At 63.4% G+C, this 18,748-nt stretch carries 15 protein-coding genes, 1 pseudogene and 1 riboswitch; of the genes and pseudogenes, 10 read left to right on the top strand and 6 right to left on the bottom strand.

Annotated features, from left to right (window positions below; all coding sequences use genetic code 11):
- The first annotated feature begins 214 nt into the window (after positions 1–214).
- The 5 genes from glmM (at position 215) to serA (ending at position 6,671) form a co-directional block, all read left to right on the top strand.
- Positions 215–1,567, top strand: coding sequence for a phosphoglucosamine mutase (glmM, locus tag NKI46_RS19415; RefSeq protein WP_023673591.1), 1,353 nt, complete (start codon positions 215–217; stop codon positions 1,565–1,567).
- 251 nt (positions 1,568–1,818) lie between these two features.
- A complete protein-coding gene (locus NKI46_RS19420; RefSeq protein WP_023684191.1) occupies positions 1,819–2,634 on the top strand; it encodes an outer membrane protein in 816 nt (271 codons plus the stop codon).
- A 229-nt stretch (positions 2,635–2,863) separates the two neighbouring features.
- A complete protein-coding gene (locus NKI46_RS19425; protein ID WP_023684192.1) occupies positions 2,864–3,634 on the top strand; it encodes an outer membrane protein in 771 nt (256 codons plus the stop codon).
- A 201-nt stretch (positions 3,635–3,835) separates the two neighbouring features.
- Positions 3,836–5,011 carry a phosphoserine transaminase gene (locus NKI46_RS19430; RefSeq protein ID WP_023737853.1) on the top strand — a complete coding sequence of 392 codons (1,176 nt, stop codon included), beginning with the start codon at positions 3,836–3,838 and terminating at the stop codon, positions 5,009–5,011.
- Positions 5,012–5,069: 58 nt separating this feature from the next.
- Positions 5,070–6,671 (top strand): phosphoglycerate dehydrogenase, encoded by a 1,602-nt coding sequence (serA, locus tag NKI46_RS19435; RefSeq protein ID WP_023699182.1) that lies wholly within the window; start codon positions 5,070–5,072, stop codon positions 6,669–6,671.
- 64 nt (positions 6,672–6,735) lie between these two features.
- On the opposite strand, the gene NKI46_RS19440 is transcribed toward serA, so the two are convergent.
- Together NKI46_RS19440 and NKI46_RS19445 are read right to left on the bottom strand one after the other, a co-directional pair.
- On the bottom strand, positions 6,736–7,200 hold the full coding sequence (locus NKI46_RS19440) for a DUF2231 domain-containing protein (protein ID WP_023755561.1): 465 nt from the start codon (positions 7,198–7,200) through the stop codon (positions 6,736–6,738).
- Between the two features lie 105 nt (positions 7,201–7,305).
- Positions 7,306–8,210: pseudogene (locus NKI46_RS19445) on the bottom strand (DMT family transporter).
- A gap of 208 nt (positions 8,211–8,418) precedes the next feature.
- Here NKI46_RS19445 and NKI46_RS19450 point away from each other — a divergent pair.
- Both NKI46_RS19450 and NKI46_RS19455 read left to right on the top strand, forming a co-directional pair.
- Complete coding sequence (locus NKI46_RS19450) at positions 8,419–9,717, top strand: adenylosuccinate synthase (RefSeq protein ID WP_023684197.1); 1,299 nt, start codon at positions 8,419–8,421, stop codon at positions 9,715–9,717.
- A gap of 76 nt (positions 9,718–9,793) precedes the next feature.
- The gene (locus tag NKI46_RS19455) at positions 9,794–11,428 is read left to right on the top strand and encodes a hypothetical protein (RefSeq protein ID WP_352629868.1); all 1,635 of its coding nucleotides are present in this window, start codon (positions 9,794–9,796) and stop codon (positions 11,426–11,428) included.
- Positions 11,429–11,454: 26 nt separating this feature from the next.
- On the opposite strand, the gene NKI46_RS19460 is transcribed toward NKI46_RS19455, so the two are convergent.
- Genes NKI46_RS19460 through NKI46_RS19475 form a run of 4 tightly spaced genes read right to left on the bottom strand, consistent with a single transcriptional unit; the run spans position 11,455 to position 14,533 of the window.
- Complete coding sequence (locus tag NKI46_RS19460) at positions 11,455–11,754, bottom strand: CcdB family protein (RefSeq protein ID WP_023673676.1); 300 nt, start codon at positions 11,752–11,754, stop codon at positions 11,455–11,457.
- Positions 11,754–11,996: a type II toxin-antitoxin system CcdA family antitoxin gene (locus NKI46_RS19465; protein WP_023693600.1), complete on the bottom strand. Its 243-nt coding sequence runs from the start codon at positions 11,994–11,996 to the stop codon at positions 11,754–11,756. Before NKI46_RS19465 ends, NKI46_RS19460 begins: the two co-directional genes overlap by 1 nt.
- 55 nt (positions 11,997–12,051) lie before the next feature.
- Positions 12,052–13,872: an ABC-F family ATP-binding cassette domain-containing protein gene (locus tag NKI46_RS19470; RefSeq protein WP_023685801.1), complete on the bottom strand. Its 1,821-nt coding sequence runs from the start codon at positions 13,870–13,872 to the stop codon at positions 12,052–12,054.
- Position 13,873: 1 nt separating this feature from the next.
- A complete protein-coding gene (locus NKI46_RS19475) occupies positions 13,874–14,533 on the bottom strand; it encodes a thiamine diphosphokinase (protein WP_023752857.1) in 660 nt (219 codons plus the stop codon).
- A 162-nt stretch (positions 14,534–14,695) separates the two neighbouring features.
- Positions 14,696–14,810, top strand: a riboswitch (TPP riboswitch).
- Between the two features lie 43 nt (positions 14,811–14,853).
- Here NKI46_RS19475 and thiB point away from each other — a divergent pair.
- The 3 genes from thiB to thiQ all read left to right on the top strand — a co-directional run bounded on the left by thiB (position 14,854) and on the right by thiQ (position 18,479).
- Entirely contained in the window at positions 14,854–15,861 is a 1,008-nt protein-coding gene (thiB, locus tag NKI46_RS19480) for a thiamine ABC transporter substrate binding subunit (RefSeq protein WP_352747458.1), read from the top strand.
- Positions 15,862–16,110: 249 nt separating this feature from the next.
- Positions 16,111–17,718, top strand: coding sequence for a thiamine/thiamine pyrophosphate ABC transporter permease (gene thiP, locus NKI46_RS19485; RefSeq protein WP_352747460.1), 1,608 nt, complete (start codon positions 16,111–16,113; stop codon positions 17,716–17,718).
- Entirely contained in the window at positions 17,715–18,479 is a 765-nt protein-coding gene (thiQ, locus tag NKI46_RS19490) for a thiamine ABC transporter ATP-binding protein (protein ID WP_031198630.1), read from the top strand. The genes thiP and thiQ overlap by 4 nt, the downstream gene beginning before the upstream one ends.
- The last annotated feature ends 269 nt before the right edge of the window (positions 18,480–18,748 follow it).

Genomic DNA, 18,748 nt, shown 5'->3' on the forward strand with positions numbered 1-18,748 from the left:
AGTCCGGCTTACCGGCCCAATCTGCGCGGTGTGGCCCAGTGTGAATGCTATATTGCGGCAACACCGTGTCATGGTACGTTGCCCAACGCTCCGAACAGCCTGCTACAATGATTTTCTAAGAACTGGTAATTTACAATCACACAATGTGATAGTCGGGCTCGGACCAATTGTGGCATTACGAGCCGGCTGAAAACCGACGGGGATTCTGGCAAGCATGGCAGGACGTTATTTTGGCACCGACGGCATTCGCGGGCGCGCCAACAAGTTTCCGATGACGGCTGAGATCGCGATGCGGGTCGGCATGGCCGCCGGCCTGTCGTTCCAGCGCGGCAGCCATCGCCACCGCGTCGTGCTCGGCAAGGATACCAGGCTGTCCGGCTACATGATCGAAAACGCCATGGTGTCCGGCCTGTGCGCGGCCGGCATGGATGTGTTCCTGCTCGGCCCGATCCCGACACCGGCGGTCGCCATGCTGGTACGCTCGCTGCGTGCCGATATCGGCGTCATGATCTCGGCCTCGCACAATCCCTATTACGACAACGGCATCAAGCTGTTCGGTCCCGACGGGTACAAGCTCTCCGACGAGATCGAGGAGCGCATCGAGAGCATGCTCGACAAGGATATCGAACTGGCGCTCGCCGATTCCGACGGACTTGGCCGCGCCAAGCGCGTCGACGGCGTGCATGACCGCTACATCGAATTCGCCAAGCGCACGCTGCCGCGCTCAATGTCGCTGTCGGGTCTCAGGATCGTCGTCGATTGCGCCAACGGCGCGGCCTACAAGGTGGCGCCAGCAGCACTTTGGGAACTGGGCGCCGAGGTCATTGCCATCAATGTCGATCCGAACGGTTTTAACATCAACAAGGAATGCGGCTCGACCCATCCGGCCGGCCTGCAGAAGAAGGTGCATGAAGTGCGCGCCGATATCGGCATCGCACTCGACGGCGATGCCGACCGTGTCGTCATCGTCGACGAGAACGGCACCATCGTCGACGGTGACCAGATCATGGCGCTGATCGCCGAGTCCTGGCACCAGAGCGGGCGACTGGCCGGCGGCGGCGTCGTCTCGACGGTGATGTCCAATCTCGGCCTCGAACGCTTCCTTGGCGACATGAAGCTGCAGCTGCATCGCACCAAGGTCGGCGACCGCTATGTCGTGGAACATATGCGCGCGCACGGGTTGAATGTCGGCGGCGAGCAGTCGGGCCACATTGTGCTGTCCGATTTCTCGACCACTGGCGACGGGCTGGTCTCGGCTCTGCAGGTGCTGGCCTGCATCAAGCGGCAGAACCGGCCGGTCAGCGAATTGTCGAAGAAATTCGAGCCGGTGCCGCAGCTGTTGAAGAATGTCCGCATCGCCGGCGGCAAGCCGCTTGAGGAAGCCACGGTCAAGGCGGTGATCGAAGACGCGCGCAACCGTCTCGGCAAGGCCGGCCGCCTGGTCATACGGCCCTCCGGCACCGAGCCGCTGATCCGCGTCATGGCCGAGGGCGACGACCCACAGCTGGTCGAGGCCGTGGTCAACGACATCGTCGACATTATTTCGGAAACGCGCAGCGCCGCCTGATTGCGCTGCGTCCAACGGCAGGGGCGAACTGCCGGCTCAAGACTTCAAGCCCGCCTGCAGGCGGGCTTTTTGTTTCGGCCAGGGTTGGTCCCCGCGTTATGCCGGCAGAGACTGTTTGCTAAAATGTCGAGAATTCGTGGTTAATCGACAGGGTTAAACGCCTTTTAACTTTTCCAATTCATTATCCACAACTGAGGTCAATCACATTCGGGCAAGTTGGACTTTCCCGACGGTTCTCAGGGGTGACAAACATGTTCAATACAGCAAAAAAGGCCCTCCTTGCCGCGCTGTTCGCAGGTGTGGCCGGGCCAGTATTCGCCGCCGATCTGGCGGAGCCGCCGGTGGTCGAAGAGGCGCCGGCGCCGATCGCCTACGAGCAGCCGGCCGATTTCGGCGGCTGGTACATCCGCGGCGACATCGACTATCATAAATCGGATTTGCGCGGCATCGACTATATCACCTACGGGCCGCCTCCCGGCAGCAATGTTTTCGATTCCGGCGAGCTTAAGGGCGGCTTCTCACTCGGCGCCGGCATTGGCTACAAGATCAACGATCATTTCCGTACCGACCTGACAGCCGACTATTGGTTCGCTTCGGACTTCAACGGATCAACCAACGATGGCGTTACGACATCGGTCGAAGTGTCGAAAATGAGCGCATTGCTGCTCTTGGCCAACGCCTATTACGATATCGGTACCTGGCACGGCATCACGCCTTATGTTGGCGCTGGCATCGGCGGCGCGCACGTCAAATGGGATACCGTCCACGACCCGAACACAACCGAGACCAACCCCGGGTCGAAGAATTGGCGCTTTGCCTACGCGCTCATGGCCGGCGCGTCCTATTGCCTTACCGACAGGGTGATCCTGGATGCCGGCTATCGCTACTCTCACATTGAGGGGGGCCGCATGTTCGACTTCGACGTGAGCAGTTCCGGGCCCGGCTTCGACCATGGCATCAACACACATGAGGTACGAGGCGGTCTGCGCTATCAGTTCGGCGGCAATAATGGTTGCACATCGCCGGAGCCCTACGTTCCAGAGCCGGAGCCGATCTACACCAAGTAGTCGCTTCGAAATCCAGGAATTCGCGAACCGCCCGGTCTTGCCGGGCGGTTTTCGTTTGCCGATGCTTGCGCGTTTTCAACCGGCCGCGTGTGCCGAAGAAACCCAATTGAAATCAATTCGGTACGCCGCGTTATCCTTAACCCTGACTTAACCACTATGGTTAACAATGCTTGGTGAAACGGCGCTTGCGATCAAAATGACGGGCGCCAATTTCAGGAGCCGGGGACCCATGAATTTCAAATCGCTGACAGCGCCGGCGCTCGCCGCACTCGTCCTTGTGCCGCTGACGCCGGCGCAGGCCGCGGACTACGATCCGCCGATCTATGTCGATCAGGCGCCGGACTATCAACCGGTCGAGGTCGGCTCGGGCTGGTATCTGCGCGGCGACGTCTCTTATCTGGCGCAGAAGAGCTACGAGGATCAGGATTTCACCTTCGCCCCCGCGAGCTTCAGCGAGAAGCAGGATCCGGCCTTTGCCAGCATCGGCTTCGGCTACCACTTCAACGACTATCTGCGCGGCGACGTCAATCTTGGCTATCTGCCCGGCAACAAGATCGGCGTCGGCTTTGACGATTCGGCGACGCCGCCGCCGGGTGGTGCGACCATCGCGTCGGCATCGCTGCAGAATTATTCCCTGTCGGGCATGGTCAATGGCTATGTCGATCTCGGCACTTATGTCGGGATCACGCCCTACCTCGGCGCCGGCATTGGGCTGGTCCGGAGCAAATACAAGCTGTCGGCGAGTTACTTCACCGACAATGTCGACCCTACGGATGATTTCGTCCGGAACGACAACAAGACCCAGTATTCCCTCGCCTACACGCTGGATGCGGGCCTGGCCTATCAGGTGACCAAGAATGTTTCTGTAGATCTCGGCTACCAGTACTTCTCCGCGCCGGATGCCGAATATGTCACGGCCGAGAGCCTGACCTCCTATCCGATCCGCAAGGGCATCAGCAATCATCAGGTCAAGCTCGGCCTGCGCTACGACCTCTGGTAGGAAGCTTGCTGTTCGGAAGCCCAACGGCGGATCTCTTCGATCCGCTGTTTGCGTTTTAGCCCACGACATGCTGATCCCGTATCGCCGGTATCCCGCCAGCGACAAAAACTTTCCTCTTGACGCCTGAGGGCTGAACGCATATCGCCGTCCGTGGGCCACCCCTCCCCAACGAGGGGCCACTATCTGGAAGGATAGACCACGATGACGACGCATACGAAGCCCGGACTCCGTCCGGCAAATCCCAATTTCTCCTCAGGTCCCTGCGCAAAACGCCCCGGCTGGTCGGTCGAGGCACTGAAGAATGCTGCGCTCGGCCGTTCCCACCGCGCGAAGATCGGCAAGACCAAGCTCGAACAGGCGATCGAGCTGACGCGCGAGATTCTCCAGGTTCCGGCCGATTACCGCATCGGCATCGTGCCGGCGTCGGACACGGGTGCTGTCGAGATGGCGCTGTGGTCGCTGCTCGGTGAACGCGGTGTCGACATGGTGGCATGGGAAAGCTTTGGCTCGGGCTGGGTGACCGATGTCGTCAAGCAGCTGAAGCTCGCCGATATCAGAAAGGTCGAGGCAGGCTATGGCGAACTGCCGGATCTCACCAAGATCGATTTCGACCGCGATGTGGTCTTCACCTGGAACGGCACGACCTCAGGCGTGCGCGTGCCGAATGGCGATTTCATACCGGCGGATCGCAAGGGCCTGACCATCTGCGATGCCACCTCAGCGGCATTCGCGCAAAAGCTCGATTTCCAGAAGCTCGACGTCGTCACCTTCTCCTGGCAGAAAGTGCTGGGCGGCGAGGGCGCACACGGCATGCTGATCCTGTCGCCTCGCGCCGTCGAGCGACTGGAAACCTACAAGCCGGCGTGGCCGCTGCCGAAAATCTTCCGCCTGACCTCGGGCGGCAAGCTGATCGAAGGCATCTTCAACGGCGAGACCATCAACACGCCGTCGATGCTGTGCGTCGAGGACTATCTCGATGCGCTTCATTGGGCGAAGTCGATCGGCGGTCTCGATGCGTTGATTGCCAGAGCCGATGCCAATGCCGCCGTGCTCGATGGCTTTGTCGACAAGTCGTCCTGGCTCGGCCATCTCGCGGTCGATGCGGCGACACGGTCCAACACGTCCGTATGTCTGTCCTTCACCGACGCCGATGTCGCGGCGCTCGACGCCAACGGGCAGGCGGCTTTCGCCAAGGCGATCGTCTCTGTGCTCGACAAGGAAGGCGTCGCGTACGACATCGGCTCCTATCGTGACGCACCTCCCGGTCTGCGCATCTGGTGCGGCGCCACCGTCGAGACCTCCGATCTCGAAGCGCTGCTGCCTTGGCTCGACTGGGCCTTCGCCACGCAGAAGGCTTCGCTGAAGGCCGCAGCCTGAGATTTCGTGGTGGCCTGCGGGCCGCCCTTTCCCGACAATCCAGTTCAAGGAGGCCGCCATGGCGCCCCGCGTTCTCGTCTCTGACAAACTCTCCACCACCGCCGTCCAGATATTCAAGGACCGCGGTATCGAGGTCGACTATTTGCCCGATCTCGGCAAGGACAAGGAAAAGCTGCTCGAAGTCATCGGCCAGTATGATGGCCTTGCCATCCGCTCGGCGACCAAGGTCACGGAAAAACTGATCAACGCAGCGACAAGACTCAAGGTCGTCGGCCGCGCCGGCATCGGTGTCGACAATGTCGACATCCCCGCGGCGAGCCGCAAGGGCATCATCGTGATGAACACGCCCTTCGGCAATTCGATCACCACGGCCGAACATGCGGTGGCGATGATCTTTGCACTCGCCCGGCAGATCCCGGAGGCCAATGCCTCGACCCATGCCGGCAAATGGGAAAAGAACCGCTTCATGGGCGTCGAGATCACCGGCAAGACGCTGGGCGTCATCGGCTGCGGCAATATCGGCTCGATCGTTGCCACGCGCGGCGTCGGCCTGAAGATGCATGTCGTCGCCTTCGATCCGTTCCTGTCGGACAAGCGCGCCGAGGAACTCGGCGTCGACAAGGTCGAGCTGGACGAGCTTTTCGCCCGCGCCGATTTCATCACGCTGCACACGCCGCTGACCGACAAGACGCGCAACATCATCGACGCGGCGGCGATCGCCAAAATGAAGAACGGCGTGCGCATCATCAATTGCGCGCGTGGCGGGCTCATCGTCGAAGCCGACCTGGTCGCGGCGCTGAAGAGCGGCAAGGTGGCGGGCGCCGGCGTCGATGTGTTCGAGGTCGAACCGGCGGAGAACAACGCGCTGTTCGGCATGGAGAATGTGGTGGCAACGCCGCATCTGGGCGCCTCGACAGCGGAAGCGCAGGAAAATGTCGCGCTCCAGGTGGCCGAGCAGATGGCCGACTATCTGATCAAGGGCGCGGTTTCGAATGCCATCAACATGCCCTCGATCACGGCCGAGGAAGCACCGCGGCTAAAGCCGTTCGTCAAGCTCGCCGAAGTGCTCGGCGCCTTTGTCGGCCAAGTCACCGAGGACCCGATCAACGAGGTCGAGATCCTGTTCGACGGCTCGACCGCGACGATGAACACGCGTGCCCTGATCAGTGCCGCGCTTGCCGGACTGATCCGGCCGCAGGTCGCCGACGTCAATATGGTGTCGGCGCCGATCATGGTGAAGGAGCGCGGCATCATCGTCGCCGAGGTCAAGCGCGACAAGTCGGGCGTGTTCGACGGCTACATCAAGCTGACGGTGAAGACCGAGCACATGACGCGCTCGATCGCCGGCACCTGCTTCTCCGACGGTAAGCCGCGCTTCATCCAGATCAAGGGCATCAATCTCGACGCCGAGGTCGGCCAGCACATGCTCTACACAACCAATGCCGATGCGCCCGGCATTATCGGCCTGCTCGGCACGGTGTGCGGCGAGAACGGCGTCAACATCGCCAACTTCCAGCTCGGCCGCAACCGGCCGGGCGGCGACGCGATCGCGCTGCTCTATCTCGACGCGCCGTTCCCGGAGAAAGTGCTGGAACAGGTCAAGGCGCACAAGTCCATCGACTCGGCCAAGCGGCTGCAGTTCGACGTCAACGCAATGTAGTTGACGGCGTGGCGGATGCGGCGGCCCTCCCCCCATCATTGGGGCGGCCGTCGCGGAGCCCGGTTCAGGTCAATTCGTCTGAGCCGTCGGAGACGCCTACGCGATGCCGATAGACCAGTTCCCAGCCCTTCCACCCTGTAAACAGCAGGATCAGAACCACGATCAGCGACAAGATAAAGCCGGTCGGGATCACAGCCGCCGCTCCACCGACATAACGCGAGTACCAGTTATAAAGCTCGATCAGCACGACGAGCACGTTGCCGCCGGCATGGAGCCATGCCGTCGTGAGATTGCGGATCTGAACATCGCCGAGGACATCCGTCAGGCCGGTAAGAGCGGCCAAGGCGCCCATGATCAGGCCGGCGCCGAGAAGCCAAAGCGATCCGGTGACCCACCCGGGATCGGCTGTTTGCCAGAAAATCAGATCGCAAACGAAGGTGCCGACAAAGAAGGCGATCGGAAACGGAATCAGCATTGGATGAATGGGGTGACCGGCAATGCTTGCTGTGCTGCGAGGGTTATGGCTCATCTTGTTGCCTCCCACGCAAGCAAACTCCGCCAGAGGTAAAATGTTCCAGGTCGGCGCGCGGCAGCAGTTATCGCGACGGCGGCGCAGCGCGGCAGCAGCCAAATGTTATCCGCGGCGGCCCGGTGCCGCCATCTTGCGCCCGCTGTATTCGGCGAGCGAAATGCCGCCCAGCACCAGGATGAGCGCCAGCGCCTGGTAGAGCTGGAATGTCTCGCCGACGATCAGCACTGACAGCAGCGTGCCGAAGATCGGCACCAGATTGATGAACAGCCCGGCACGGTTGGCGCCGATCAGTTCGTTGCCCCTGATGTAAGTGATCTGCGAAATGACCGAAGCGCCGATCGCGGTATAGACGATGACAACCCAGCCGCTGATATCGGGGACGATAACCTTGCCGGCGGCGACCTCCCACAGGAAGAACGGCAGCGAGGTGATGAGGGCAGCGATCGCCAGGGACAACATCAGGCTCTGCCAGCGCATCACCGGCTTCAGCCGCAGCCCGACCGAATAACTGCTGTAGAGGACGACCGCGACCAGCATGATGGCGTCGCCGAAATTGAGTTCCAATGTGAGCAGCCGGCGCGGATCGCCGTGGCAGGCAGTCAAATGACGCCGAAGATGGTCAGCACCACGCCCGCAATCTGAGCCCAGCTCACGCGCAGGCGGAAGAAGAAGAAATTGGCAATGATGATCAAGACCGGCATCGCCGCCTGTTCGATCGAGACATTGATCGCCGTCGTGTAGTTGAGCGCGGTGTAGAAAATGGTGTTGAACAGAGTGAAGCCGCTGGCGCCAAGTGCAGCCAGGACGAACCAGTGTTTGCGCACCACCGGCCAGTCCTCCCTGATCGTGCGCCAGCCGATCGGCAGCAGGATCGCGACGGCCAGCACCCAGCGCAGGAAGACCAGCGTCATCGGCGAGACGTGACCGACCGCCAGCTTGCCGGCGACGGAATTGCCGCCCCACAGCAAGGTGGTCAGCAGCAGGAACAGGTAGGCGCGTCGATGCATGCGGGATTCCGGCCGCCTGGGAAGTTGTGTTTGCCGGCCTATTGCCCCCGCCGACGCAAGTAAATGATGTCAAAGCCGAAAATTGTTGTGCCTCAGGGCATTTTCGACGGCAAAGAAAGGTCGCGCTTGCGAGGTCTTGACGCTATAGAGGCCTGTCGTTTCGAACCATATCCAGGCCGCCAGGGCGGCATCTCAAGGGAAAAGAAACATGGCCAATGTGGTGGTCGTCGGCTCGCAATGGGGCGACGAAGGCAAGGGCAAGATCGTCGACTGGTTGTCGGAGCGCGCCGACGTGGTCGTGCGCTTCCAGGGCGGCCACAATGCCGGCCATACGCTGGTCGTCGACGGCAAGGTCTACAAACTGTCGCTGCTGCCGTCGGGCGTGGTGCGGCAAGGCAAGCTGTCGATCATCGGCAATGGCGTCGTCTTCGACCCGCACGCCTTTGTCGCGGAAGTGGCGAAACTCAAGGCGCAAGGCGTCGAGGTCACGCCGGACCGCCTGAAAATAGCCGAAAACACGGCGCTTATCCTGTCGCTGCACCGGGAGCTGGACGGATTCCGCGAGGACGCCGCCTCCAATTCCGGGACGAAAATTGGCACGACGCGTCGTGGCATCGGCCCAGCCTATGAAGACAAGGTGGGCCGGCGCGCGGTTCGGGTGATGGATCTGGCGGATTTGGAAACGCTGCCTCTCAAGGTCGACAGGCTGCTGACGCATCACAATGCGCTGCGTCGCGGGCTTGGCCATGGCGAAGTCACGCATGAGGCGATCATGACCGAGCTGACCTCGGTCGCCGATGAGATCCTGCCCTATATGGACCGCGTCTGGAAAATCCTCGACGACAAGCGCCGCGCCGGCGAACGCATCCTGTTCGAGGGCGCGCAAGGCACGCTGCTCGACATCGACCACGGCACCTATCCGTTCGTCACCTCGTCCAACACCGTTGCCGGCCAGGCAGCCGCCGGCTCGGGGGTGGGCCCCGGCGCCATCGGCTATGTCCTGGGCATCACCAAGGCCTATACGACGCGTGTCGGCGAAGGCCCGTTCCCGACCGAGCAGAAGAACGAGATCGGCGAATTTCTCGGTACGCGTGGCCACGAATTCGGCGTCGTCACCGGGCGCAAACGCCGTTGCGGCTGGTTCGACGCCGTGCTGGTGCGCCAGGCCGTCGCCGTCAACGGTATCAAGGGCATCGCCCTGACCAAACTCGACGTGCTCGACGGGCTGGATGAGATCAAGGTCTGCACCGGCTACCGTCTCGACGGCGAAACGATCGACTATCTGCCGGCCAGCCAGGGCGCGCAGGCGCGTGTCGAGCCGGTCTACGAGACGCTCGAAGGCTGGAAAGGCACCACAGCCGGCGCGCGCAGCTGGAACGACCTTCCGGCGCAGGCCGTCAAATATGTCCGTTACATCGAGGAGCTGATCGGGGCACCCGTCGCGCTCCTTTCCACCAGCCCGGAACGGGACGACACGATACTTGTGACCGATCCGTTTCAAGACTAGTTTTCTGAAGCCTTTCCGGGCATCGCGGCCGATTTGCGGGGGCCGGCGCGGAAACAAAATACAGGTCGACTGAAGCATGGCAGATTTCGTTGCTATTCTGAAAAAGGCGCTCGACAAGCACGGCGACGAAACGCCCGAAAAGCGTACGCGGATCTATGACAGCGTTCGTACCATGCTGGCGAAGAAGCTTGCGGAGTATTCGCCGCCGCTGGCCGCCGAAGCCATAAGCACGCAGAAGCGATCCCTGGAAGATGCCATCTCGAGCGTCGAGCGCGACTATGCCAGGGCACTGCCGGCATCCGACCCACTGGCGGAGCTGGAGCACATCTTCTCCTCCATCGACCGCAACAAGAACCAGTCCAGTCATGTAAAGCCTTCCGCCACGCCTGCGCCGGCCTGGCAGCCGGCGAAACCCGTGCAGCCGGCGCCGACCGCCAGGACAGAGCCGAGCTGGCAGAGGCCCGCGCCGACACCGCCTGCAGGGCGTGCAGAAACCATCGACAAGCAAGCCGCGGAGCTGGACGCCGACGACGACAGCGCCGATGTCTTTGCCAATGACGAGCAGCCGGCGGCGGACACGTTCCAACGCCTGCGCCCCGCCGAGCGCAGGCGCAGCTATGGCGGGTTGATCGCGGCTGTCGTCGCGCTTCTGGTGGTCGCCGGCGGCGGCTATGGCATCTGGCTGAACAAGGATGCCTTTGGCTCGATGCTGGGCCTCGGCGGCGACACCAAGACGGTCTCGACCGAACCGCTGGTAAAGCCGGCGCCGGCCAAGCCCGCGGCCGATGCACCGGCACCGGCCGCTGCCGGCGAGGGAACGAAGTTCACCCAGCGCCTGTCGCCCGAAGGCGGTGAAACCGACCCCGGTCCCGCGGCCGGTCAAAGCGGCATCGGCGAGGGCGAGTCCGTCGCCGCGCTGACCACACCGCCCCCCCCGGCTCCAGCGCCACCTGCGGCTCCAGCGCCTGCGACCCCGCCGGCCGGCGACGCCGCAGCCACGGGCGCGCCCGCCACGCCGGCGCCCGACGCTTCCGCCACGCCACCGGCAACGCCGCCCGCCGATGGCGTCGCTCCGCCGGCCAATGGGGCAGCACCGGCTGATGCCGCCGCCACGCCGCCCGCTGCGCCGGCGGCCGCCGCTCCCGCGCCGACCGTTGCGGTCGGCCAGAAGGCGATCTTCTACGAGGAACGCACCTCGACCGCGCAAGGTTCGGCCGAACCCGGCAGCATCGTCTGGTCGCTGGTGCAGGAATCGCCCGGCGGCGACCTGCCGCCCGAGCCGGCGATCCGCGCCGAGGCGACCATTCCCGGCAAGGACATCCAGCTGCGCATGACCATCCGCCGCAATACCGACCAGACGCTGCCGGCCAGCCACATCATCGAGATGATCTTCCTGACGCCCGAGGGCTTTGACGGCGGTGGCGTCGACAACATCCTGCGCGTCGCCATGAAGAGTTCGGAACAGGATGCCGGCAGCCCGCTGATCGGGATTCCGGCCAAGATCGCCGACGGCTTCTTCCTGGTGGCGCTCAACGACACCAAGGCCGACGAGGACGCCAACATGACCTTGCTTCGAGGCCAGGACTGGATCGACGTGCCGGTGGTCTACAAGACCGGACGCCGGGCGCTGCTGACCATGGAAAAGGGCATTCCGGGCGAGAAGGTGTTCGACGAGGCGCTGAAGGCCTGGCAGGCCAAGACGGCAGGTTGACGGGCGGCAGTGGCGGCTGCCTTCGCTCAGAAGCCCTGGAACAGCATGTCGAGCGCGGCGACGATGTCGTCGTGATGTCTAGAAAGGTTTCCCTCTGGCATCCGCAATTCGGACGCGCTGAAGGCCGACACAAACTGTGTGACCATCACAAGATCTTTGCCGTTTATAGCGAAGGTCGGGTTCAGGCGGCGGCCAGGAAGCGGGGCAATCTCGGGCGGCATCAAAGGAACGACCACCCTCGTGCTCAGCCCTTCAAGCATATCTGACTGCACGTCGAGAAGATAACCGTCGCTCTCGGTACTCCGATAGAAATCGTAACGCGCCATCAGAACGGCCGGTGTTTAGCCAATGGCAGTCCGTTCTTTCGGACATATTCGTTGGAGCTTTCGATGGCTTCCCTGTTTTCTTCTTGCCATCGACGCGTTTTCTCCGCCGCAATCGCTTTCGCGATCCCTGCTTCGGCAGCGCGGGAGATGTTGATGCCCAACGCTTTGGCGTCCTTGATCAACTGAGAGTCAATGGACGTGTTGACAGAGGTCCGCTGAGTTTTTGGCGTCGATTGAAGCACGGAGATGCCTCCTTTCATGCGCACAATATACGCGCATAAAAGACCGCAGGCAATGCTACCCCTCCATCGCCTCACGCAGCATTTCCAGTTCCAGCCACTCTTCCTCGAGTGCGGCCAGCGTGGCGCGTTCCTTGTCGAGGGCGGCGATGGTCTTTTGGAACGAGGTCGGGTCGCGCTCGTAATAGGCGGGATCGGCGATGTTGTTTTCCAAACGCGAGATCGAGGCCATTACCGCCTCGATCTTCTTGGGCAGCGATTCCAGGGCGAATTTCTGCTTGAACGACAGTTTCTTCGACGGCCCTTTTGGCGCTGCCGGCTCGCTCTTGCCCGGCGCCGGCGCATCGCTGGCTTCGGCCTTGGCGCGCGCCTTGCGGTCGTCGAGCCGGGTGCCGCCGCGCTGCGCCAGCATGTCGGAATAGCCACCGGCATATTCGATCCAGCGGCCGCCTCCGTCCGGGGCGATGATGCTGGTGACGGTGCGGTCGAGGAAGTCGCGGTCGTGGCTGACCAGGATGACCGTGCCGGCAAAGCCGGCGACAAGTTCCTGCAACAGTTCCAGCGTCTCCATGTCGAGATCGTTGGTCGGCTCGTCGAGCACCAGAAGGTTGGCCGGCCGCGCCAGAACACGCGCCAGGAGCAGCCGCGCCCGTTCGCCGCCGGACAGCTCGCGCACCGGGGTGCGCGCCTGTTCCGGCTTGAACAGGAAATCCTTCATGTAGGACACGACATGGCGCTGCTCGCCATTGATGACGAGGTTTTCGCCGCGCCCGTCCGTGAGATACTGCGCCAGGGTCTCGGCCGGATCGACCGCCTCGCGCTCCTGGTCGAGCGTGGCGATTTCCAGATTGGTGCCGAGCCGCACCGAGCCGGCATCGGGCTTCATCTCGCCGGTAAGCATCTTCAACAGCGTCGTCTTGCCGGCGCCGTTCGGCCCGACAAGGCCGACGCGATCGCCGCGCTGGATGCGGGTCGAGAAGCCCTTGACCACGGTCAGGTCGCCAAAACTCTTCTCGATGTTCTTGGCCTCGATCACCAGCTTGCCGGATTCGGCGGCGTCGCTGGCCACCATGGTGGCCGAGCCCTCGGCGCCGCGATGGCCGCGAAAACGCTGGCGCATGGTCTGCAGTTCGCCCAGGCGGCGCATGTTGCGCTTGCGGCGAGCCGTCACGCCATAGCGCAGCCAATGCTCCTCGCGCACGATCTGGCGGCCGAGCTTGTGCTGTTCGCGCTCTTCCTCTTCCAGCACAAGGTCGCGCCATTCCTCGAAATGGCCAAAGCCCTTGTCGAGGCGGCGGGTCTGGCCACGGTCGAGCCAGACAGTGGCGCGCGAGACGCGTTCGAGGAAGCGACGGTCGTGCGAGATGACGATCAGCGCCGAAGACGTCCGGACGAGCTCCTCTTCCAGCCATTCGATGACCGACAAATCGAGATGGTTGGTCGGCTCGTCAAGCAGCAGAATATCGGGTTCGGGCGCCATGACGCGGGCAAGTGCTGCGCGGCGCGCCTCGCCACCGGAGAGATCGTTGGGGTTCTCCGTGCCGGCGAGGCCGAGATGCTCCATCAGATATGTGGCGCGGTAGGGATCGTCGGCAGGCCCAAGCCCGGCCTCGACATAGGCACGCACATTGGCAAAGCCGTCCATGTCGGGCATTTGCGGGAGATAGCGCACCGTTGCCGAAGGCTGGCGGAAGACCTCGCCGTCTTGCGGCTCGATCAGACCGGCGGCAATCTTCAGGAGCGTCGACTTGCCGGAGCCGTTGCGGCCGACGAGCGCGATCTTGTCACCGGCGGACGCCGTCAGTTCGGCGCCATCGAGCAGCGGCGTGCCGCCAAAGGTCAGTCTTATGCCGTCGAGGTTGAGAAGGGGCGGGGCCATGTCAGCTTTCAGGCAAGGGGTAGGGGTGGGCGAGCAGCAGCGCGCGGCCATGGCCGAGCGCGATTTCGAGGCCTCCCCCGGTCGTGTTGGACTTGACCTCGTTCGAGATGGTCAGCGACGAGCCGAACACGACCTCGACATGGTCGAGCGGCCACTTCGCGCCGGACACGGTGAGGCCCGAAAGATCGGAAAAGCCGAGCACCGAAAACAGCGTTCCGTCGGCATAGTCGAAGCCGGCCTTGCCAGGCAGCAGAGGGGCGCCTTCCTGCGCTCCGCTGGTCAACAGCACTTTTGTCCCGGCCTCGGCCAGCCGCAGGCTGAGCGCCAGATGGAGGAAGGCGTGGTCGGCGCGCTTGCCGCCGAAAGCGCCGGCCAGCACCAGGCTGGTGGCGCCGCGTTCCAATGCCGCCGCGATCGCCAGTTCGCCATCGGTCTTGTCCTTTTCGGGAGGAAACACCTCCCGCGGCACGGCGGCGAGATCGGCAGGCAGGTCCGCCGGCACGGAATCGAAATCGCCGACCCACAGCTCCGGCATCACGCCGAGCAGGCGGGCATGATCGATGCCGGCGTCGGCGGCGATGACGCGCGTGCCCGCGACCTGGCGGTCGAGCCGCGGCGTGCGGACGAGATCGCCGCCAAGCAGGATGGTGAATGTGCTCATATCCGCTGGCCCTTACCAGCCCCGCCGACGAAACGGAAGGCCGAGCGGCACCATCACTCTTTGTTGGAGCATGATCTTTTTCCGGAAACGGATTCCACTTTCCGGGATCATGCTCGGGCAAACTTCCACTTGCGTGGCACCTTGGCCGGGCCTATGTGTCGAAACGCTCTAACGGGGTGCCGGACGCGATCTTCGCGGACCGGCTGAGAGGCAGTCTCGCCAACCCGCTGAACCTGATCCGGTTTGTACCGGCGGAGGGATTAGACGCTTCGGACAGCCCGACGCCTCAATTCCTTTCAACACGAATGAAGGAGGCGCCGATGCGCATGTTTTTGTCCCGTCTTGTCCCAGCGCTGGGGCTTGCTGTTTCGCTGCTGGCAAGCTCTGCGTCCGCGCAGGAAAAACTCACGATCTATACCTATGAGAGTTTCACTGCCGACTGGGGTCCGGGGCCCCAGGTGAAGAAGGAATTCGAGGCCGAGTGCGGCTGCAGCGTCGACTTCGTCTCGGTGGCCGACGGCGTCGCGCTGCTCAACCGCGTCAAGCTCGAAGGTGCCTCGACCAAGGCCGATATCGTGCTTGGTCTCGACACCAACCTCACCGCGGAAGCCAAGGCTTCCGGCCTGTTTGTCCGACATGGCGCGGTGGCTGAAAACAACGTGCCGGGCGGCTGGAGCGACGACACTTTCGTGCCCTATGATTATGGTTATTTCGCCGTCGTCTACGACACCGAAAAGCTGAAGAGCCCACCGAAGAGCCTGAAGGAACTGGTCGAGGGCGATGCCGCCGACAAGATCGTCATCCAGGATCCGAGGACGTCGACGCCGGGCCTCGGCCTGCTGCTGTGGGTCAAGTCGGTCTATGGCGACAAGGCGCCGGAAGCCTGGGCGAAACTCAAGGGCAAAGTGCTGACGGTGACGCCGGGCTGGAGCGAGGCCTACGGCCTGTTCACCAAGGGCGAGGCGCCGATGGTGCTTTCCTATACGACGTCGCCGGCCTACCACATGGTGGCCGAGAACACCGGGCGCTACCAGGCGGCCTCGTTCGAGGAAGGCGAGTATCTGCAAATCGAGGTCGCCGGCATCACCACCACGGGCGCGAAGAATCCGCTGGCGGCGAAGTTCCTGGCCTTCATGACCGGGCCGAAATTCCAGGATGTCATTCCGGAGACCAACTGGATGTTCCCGGCCGGGAAAACCGACAAGCCGCTCAATCCGGCTTTTGATAGGCTGGTCAAGCCGGCGAAGACCTTGCTGTTCAGCCCGGAAGAGGTCGCGGCAAATCGCAAGGCCTGGGTGGATGAATGGCTGGCGGTGATGAGCAAGTAGGAATTCAGGATGGCGCTTGAACACCCCCCTCTGGCCTGCCGGCCATCTCCCCCGCAAGGGGGGAGATCAAGCGCTCGGAAGCTTTCGCCAACCTCCAACGCGGCGAGGATGGGGCGGGGAGCGAAGCTGCTAATCTCCCCGCTTGCGGGGGAGATGTCCGGCAGGACAGAGGGGGGTGGGCGGGAACTCGACCTCCGTGAAATATTTCCGTCAGCAGCCAACATGCGATGTAGGGTTGGATAGCACGAAATGCGTGCGCACTATCCCTCTGATCCCCGCATCACGGCCGGCATTGTCGCGCTTGCGGCAATCGCGCTGCTGATCGGTGGCGCCTTCGCCGGCCTTATCCGCGAAGGCGCGCACGACCTTTCCGGCGCCGCGTCCGCCTTTGACCTCTATCTCCTGCGCGTTGTCCGCTTCACGCTCTGGCAGGCTGCGCTCTCGATGCTGCTTTCCGTCGTACCGGCGCTGTTCGTCGCCCGCGCGCTGTCGCGGCATCCGCGCTTCTTCGGACGCGGCTTCATCCTGCAGCTGTTTACTGTGCCCCTTGCCTTGCCGGCGATTGTCGCAGCGCTGGGCATACTGGCGCTCTATGGCCGCGCCGGTTATTTCGCCGCGATCGGTGGCCAGAGCTGGCCCGACATCTATGGGCTGCCGGGCATCCTCGTCGCCCACGTCTTCTTCAACCTGCCGCTGGCCACCCGGCTGTTCCTCGAAGCGCTGGGCACGGTGCCGGCCGATCAATGGCGGCTGGCGAGCCAGCTCGGCATGGGGGCGAGGCCAGCCTTCCGGCTGATCGAGTGGCCGGTGCTGCGCGCCGCGCTGCCGGGCGTCGCGGGGCTTGTCTTCATGCTTTGCATCACCTCCTTCACCATCGTCCTGATCCTCGGCGGCGGGCCGGCGGCGACGACGCTGGAAGTCGCCATCTATCAGGCACTGCGTTTCGACTTCGATCCGGCGCGGGCGGTGACGCTGACGGTGCTGCAGATCGCGCTGACTTTTGCCGTCATGCCGGCGCTGACGCGGCTCGGCGCCAATGTGACCGGCGACGCCAATTTGCCTGTCGCGCCGCGCCGCTATCACTTGGCCGGCAAAGCAGAAACAGCGTTCAACGCCGTCCTGATCGTGCTCGCCTTGCTGTTCGTCGCCGGACCAATGGCGGCCACCGTCGCGTCCGGCCTCGACGCCGATCTCGGCCGGCTGGCGGGCGAGAGTGCCGTGCGTCAGGCGACCCTGACCAGCGCCGGTCTCGCCCTCTCGGCGGCGCTACTTTCGGTGGCGCTGTCGCTGTCGCTGATCATGGCTCGGCGGGCACTGTCGCTGCGCCGCCGGTCCAGTGCCCGTTCATTGCTCGAACATGCCACCGACACCGGCGCCGGCTTCGTCCTCGTCGTGCCGCCCATTGTCATCGGCGCCGGCTGGTTTCTCCTGCTGCGCACGGTCAGCGATGTCTTTGCCATCGCGCCGGTCATGGTCGTCACCGTCAATGCGGTGATGGCGATGCCCTTTGCCATCCGCGCGATGCGCCCGGCCTATGATGCGGCGAGCGAGCGCCACGAAAAGCTGTGCGCGCAGCTCGGCATTGCGGGCTGGAACCGGCTGCTTCTGGTCGACTGGCCATCGCTCCGGCGGCCGCTGGCCACCGGCTTTGCCTTCGCCATGGCGCTGTCGCTCGGCGATCTCGGCGTCATCGCGCTGTTCGGCAGCGATTCGGTGCAGACCTTGCCCTATCTCCTGCTGGCGCGCATGGGCAGCTATCGCACGGCCGATGCTGCCGGGCTGGCTTTGCTGCTCGGGGCGGTCTGCCTTGCATTGGTGGTCGCGGCAGACTGGCTGGGACGGGGAGAGAGATCGTGACGTCCGCTGTGGAGAAAGGCACGACTGTCCGGCTGGACAAGGTCTCGTTCAGCTATGGCGAAACGTCATTCCTGTTCGATGTCGAATTCCATACATCTAAGATCACCGCCATCATGGGGGCAAGTGGTTCGGGCAAATCGACCTTGCTCAATCTGGTGGCTGGTTTCGAGACGCCGGAGTCCGGTCGCGTGCTGATCGGCGCCGCCGATGTCGGCGCCAAGCCGCCTTCGGCGCGGCCGGTGTCGATGGTATTCCAGGAAAACAATCTGTTTGCTCATCTCTCGGTGGAGAAGAATGTCGGGCTCGGCCGCTCGCCATCGCTCAACCTGACCGACGCCGATCGCGCCGCAATCGCCGAGGCGCTTGACCGCGTCGGCCTGGCCGGCAAGGAAATGCGCCTGCCGCGCGAACTCTCCGGCGGCGAAAGGCAGCGCGTGGCGCTCGCCCGCGTTCTGGTGCGCGACCGGCCGGTGCTGCTGCTCGACGAGCCGTTCGCTTCGCTCGGGCCAGCACTGCGCGACGACATGCTCGACCTGGTGGCCGGCGTTCATGCCGAGCGGGCGATGACGGTGCTGTTCGTCACGCATCAGCCGGAAGACGCTCGCCGTATCGGCGAGCAGATGGTTTTTCTGGACAATGGCAGGGTTGCCGCGACGGGACCTGCCGCCGATTTTTTCGACGGCACTGGCCCTGAAGCGTTTCGGCGCTATATCGGCGCAAGTTCGGGCGGATCACGCGATATTGCCCGGAAGCGGACATAATTTACGACCAAACCGGCTACAGGTGATGTGGCGCTTGCTTGCCATGGTCCAGTCGATGTGGCTAGGTCCGCTTAGTACTGGTCCGGCACGAGCCGTGATTTGCCCCTACAGCGCCGCACCCGGCCGGATGCGTAAACGCTGTAGGTTTTTTGATGTGTGCAGGATTGCCAACGAAACCGATTTTTCGCTGGCGCGGACCCCGGTCCAAATCATGCGCCGAGAGCTGAAGGAACGCCGTGCTGCCGACCGGCACTGACACTTTGAAACGC

The organism is Mesorhizobium sp. M0615 (genome assembly GCF_040320805.1).
Taxonomy (GTDB): domain Bacteria; phylum Pseudomonadota; class Alphaproteobacteria; order Rhizobiales; family Rhizobiaceae; genus Mesorhizobium.

Coding starts and splice junctions, on each gene's coding strand:
- glmM (WP_023673591.1), top strand. CDS start 215: ATGGCAGGACGTTATTTTGGCACCGACGGCATTCGCGGGCGCGCCAAC.
- NKI46_RS19420 (WP_023684191.1), top strand. CDS start 1,819: ATGTTCAATACAGCAAAAAAGGCCCTCCTTGCCGCGCTGTTCGCAGGT.
- NKI46_RS19425 (WP_023684192.1), top strand. CDS start 2,864: ATGAATTTCAAATCGCTGACAGCGCCGGCGCTCGCCGCACTCGTCCTT.
- NKI46_RS19430 (WP_023737853.1), top strand. CDS start 3,836: ATGACGACGCATACGAAGCCCGGACTCCGTCCGGCAAATCCCAATTTC.
- serA (WP_023699182.1), top strand. CDS start 5,070: ATGGCGCCCCGCGTTCTCGTCTCTGACAAACTCTCCACCACCGCCGTC.
- NKI46_RS19440 (WP_023755561.1), bottom strand. CDS start 7,200: ATGAGCCATAACCCTCGCAGCACAGCAAGCATTGCCGGTCACCCCATT.
- NKI46_RS19450 (WP_023684197.1), top strand. CDS start 8,419: ATGGCCAATGTGGTGGTCGTCGGCTCGCAATGGGGCGACGAAGGCAAG.
- NKI46_RS19455 (WP_352629868.1), top strand. CDS start 9,794: ATGGCAGATTTCGTTGCTATTCTGAAAAAGGCGCTCGACAAGCACGGC.
- NKI46_RS19460 (WP_023673676.1), bottom strand. CDS start 11,754: ATGGCGCGTTACGATTTCTATCGGAGTACCGAGAGCGACGGTTATCTT.
- NKI46_RS19470 (WP_023685801.1), bottom strand. CDS start 13,872: ATGGCCCCGCCCCTTCTCAACCTCGACGGCATAAGACTGACCTTTGGC.
- NKI46_RS19475 (WP_023752857.1), bottom strand. CDS start 14,533: ATGAGCACATTCACCATCCTGCTTGGCGGCGATCTCGTCCGCACGCCG.
- thiB (WP_352747458.1), top strand. CDS start 14,854: ATGCGCATGTTTTTGTCCCGTCTTGTCCCAGCGCTGGGGCTTGCTGTT.
- thiP (WP_352747460.1), top strand. CDS start 16,111: ATGCGTGCGCACTATCCCTCTGATCCCCGCATCACGGCCGGCATTGTC.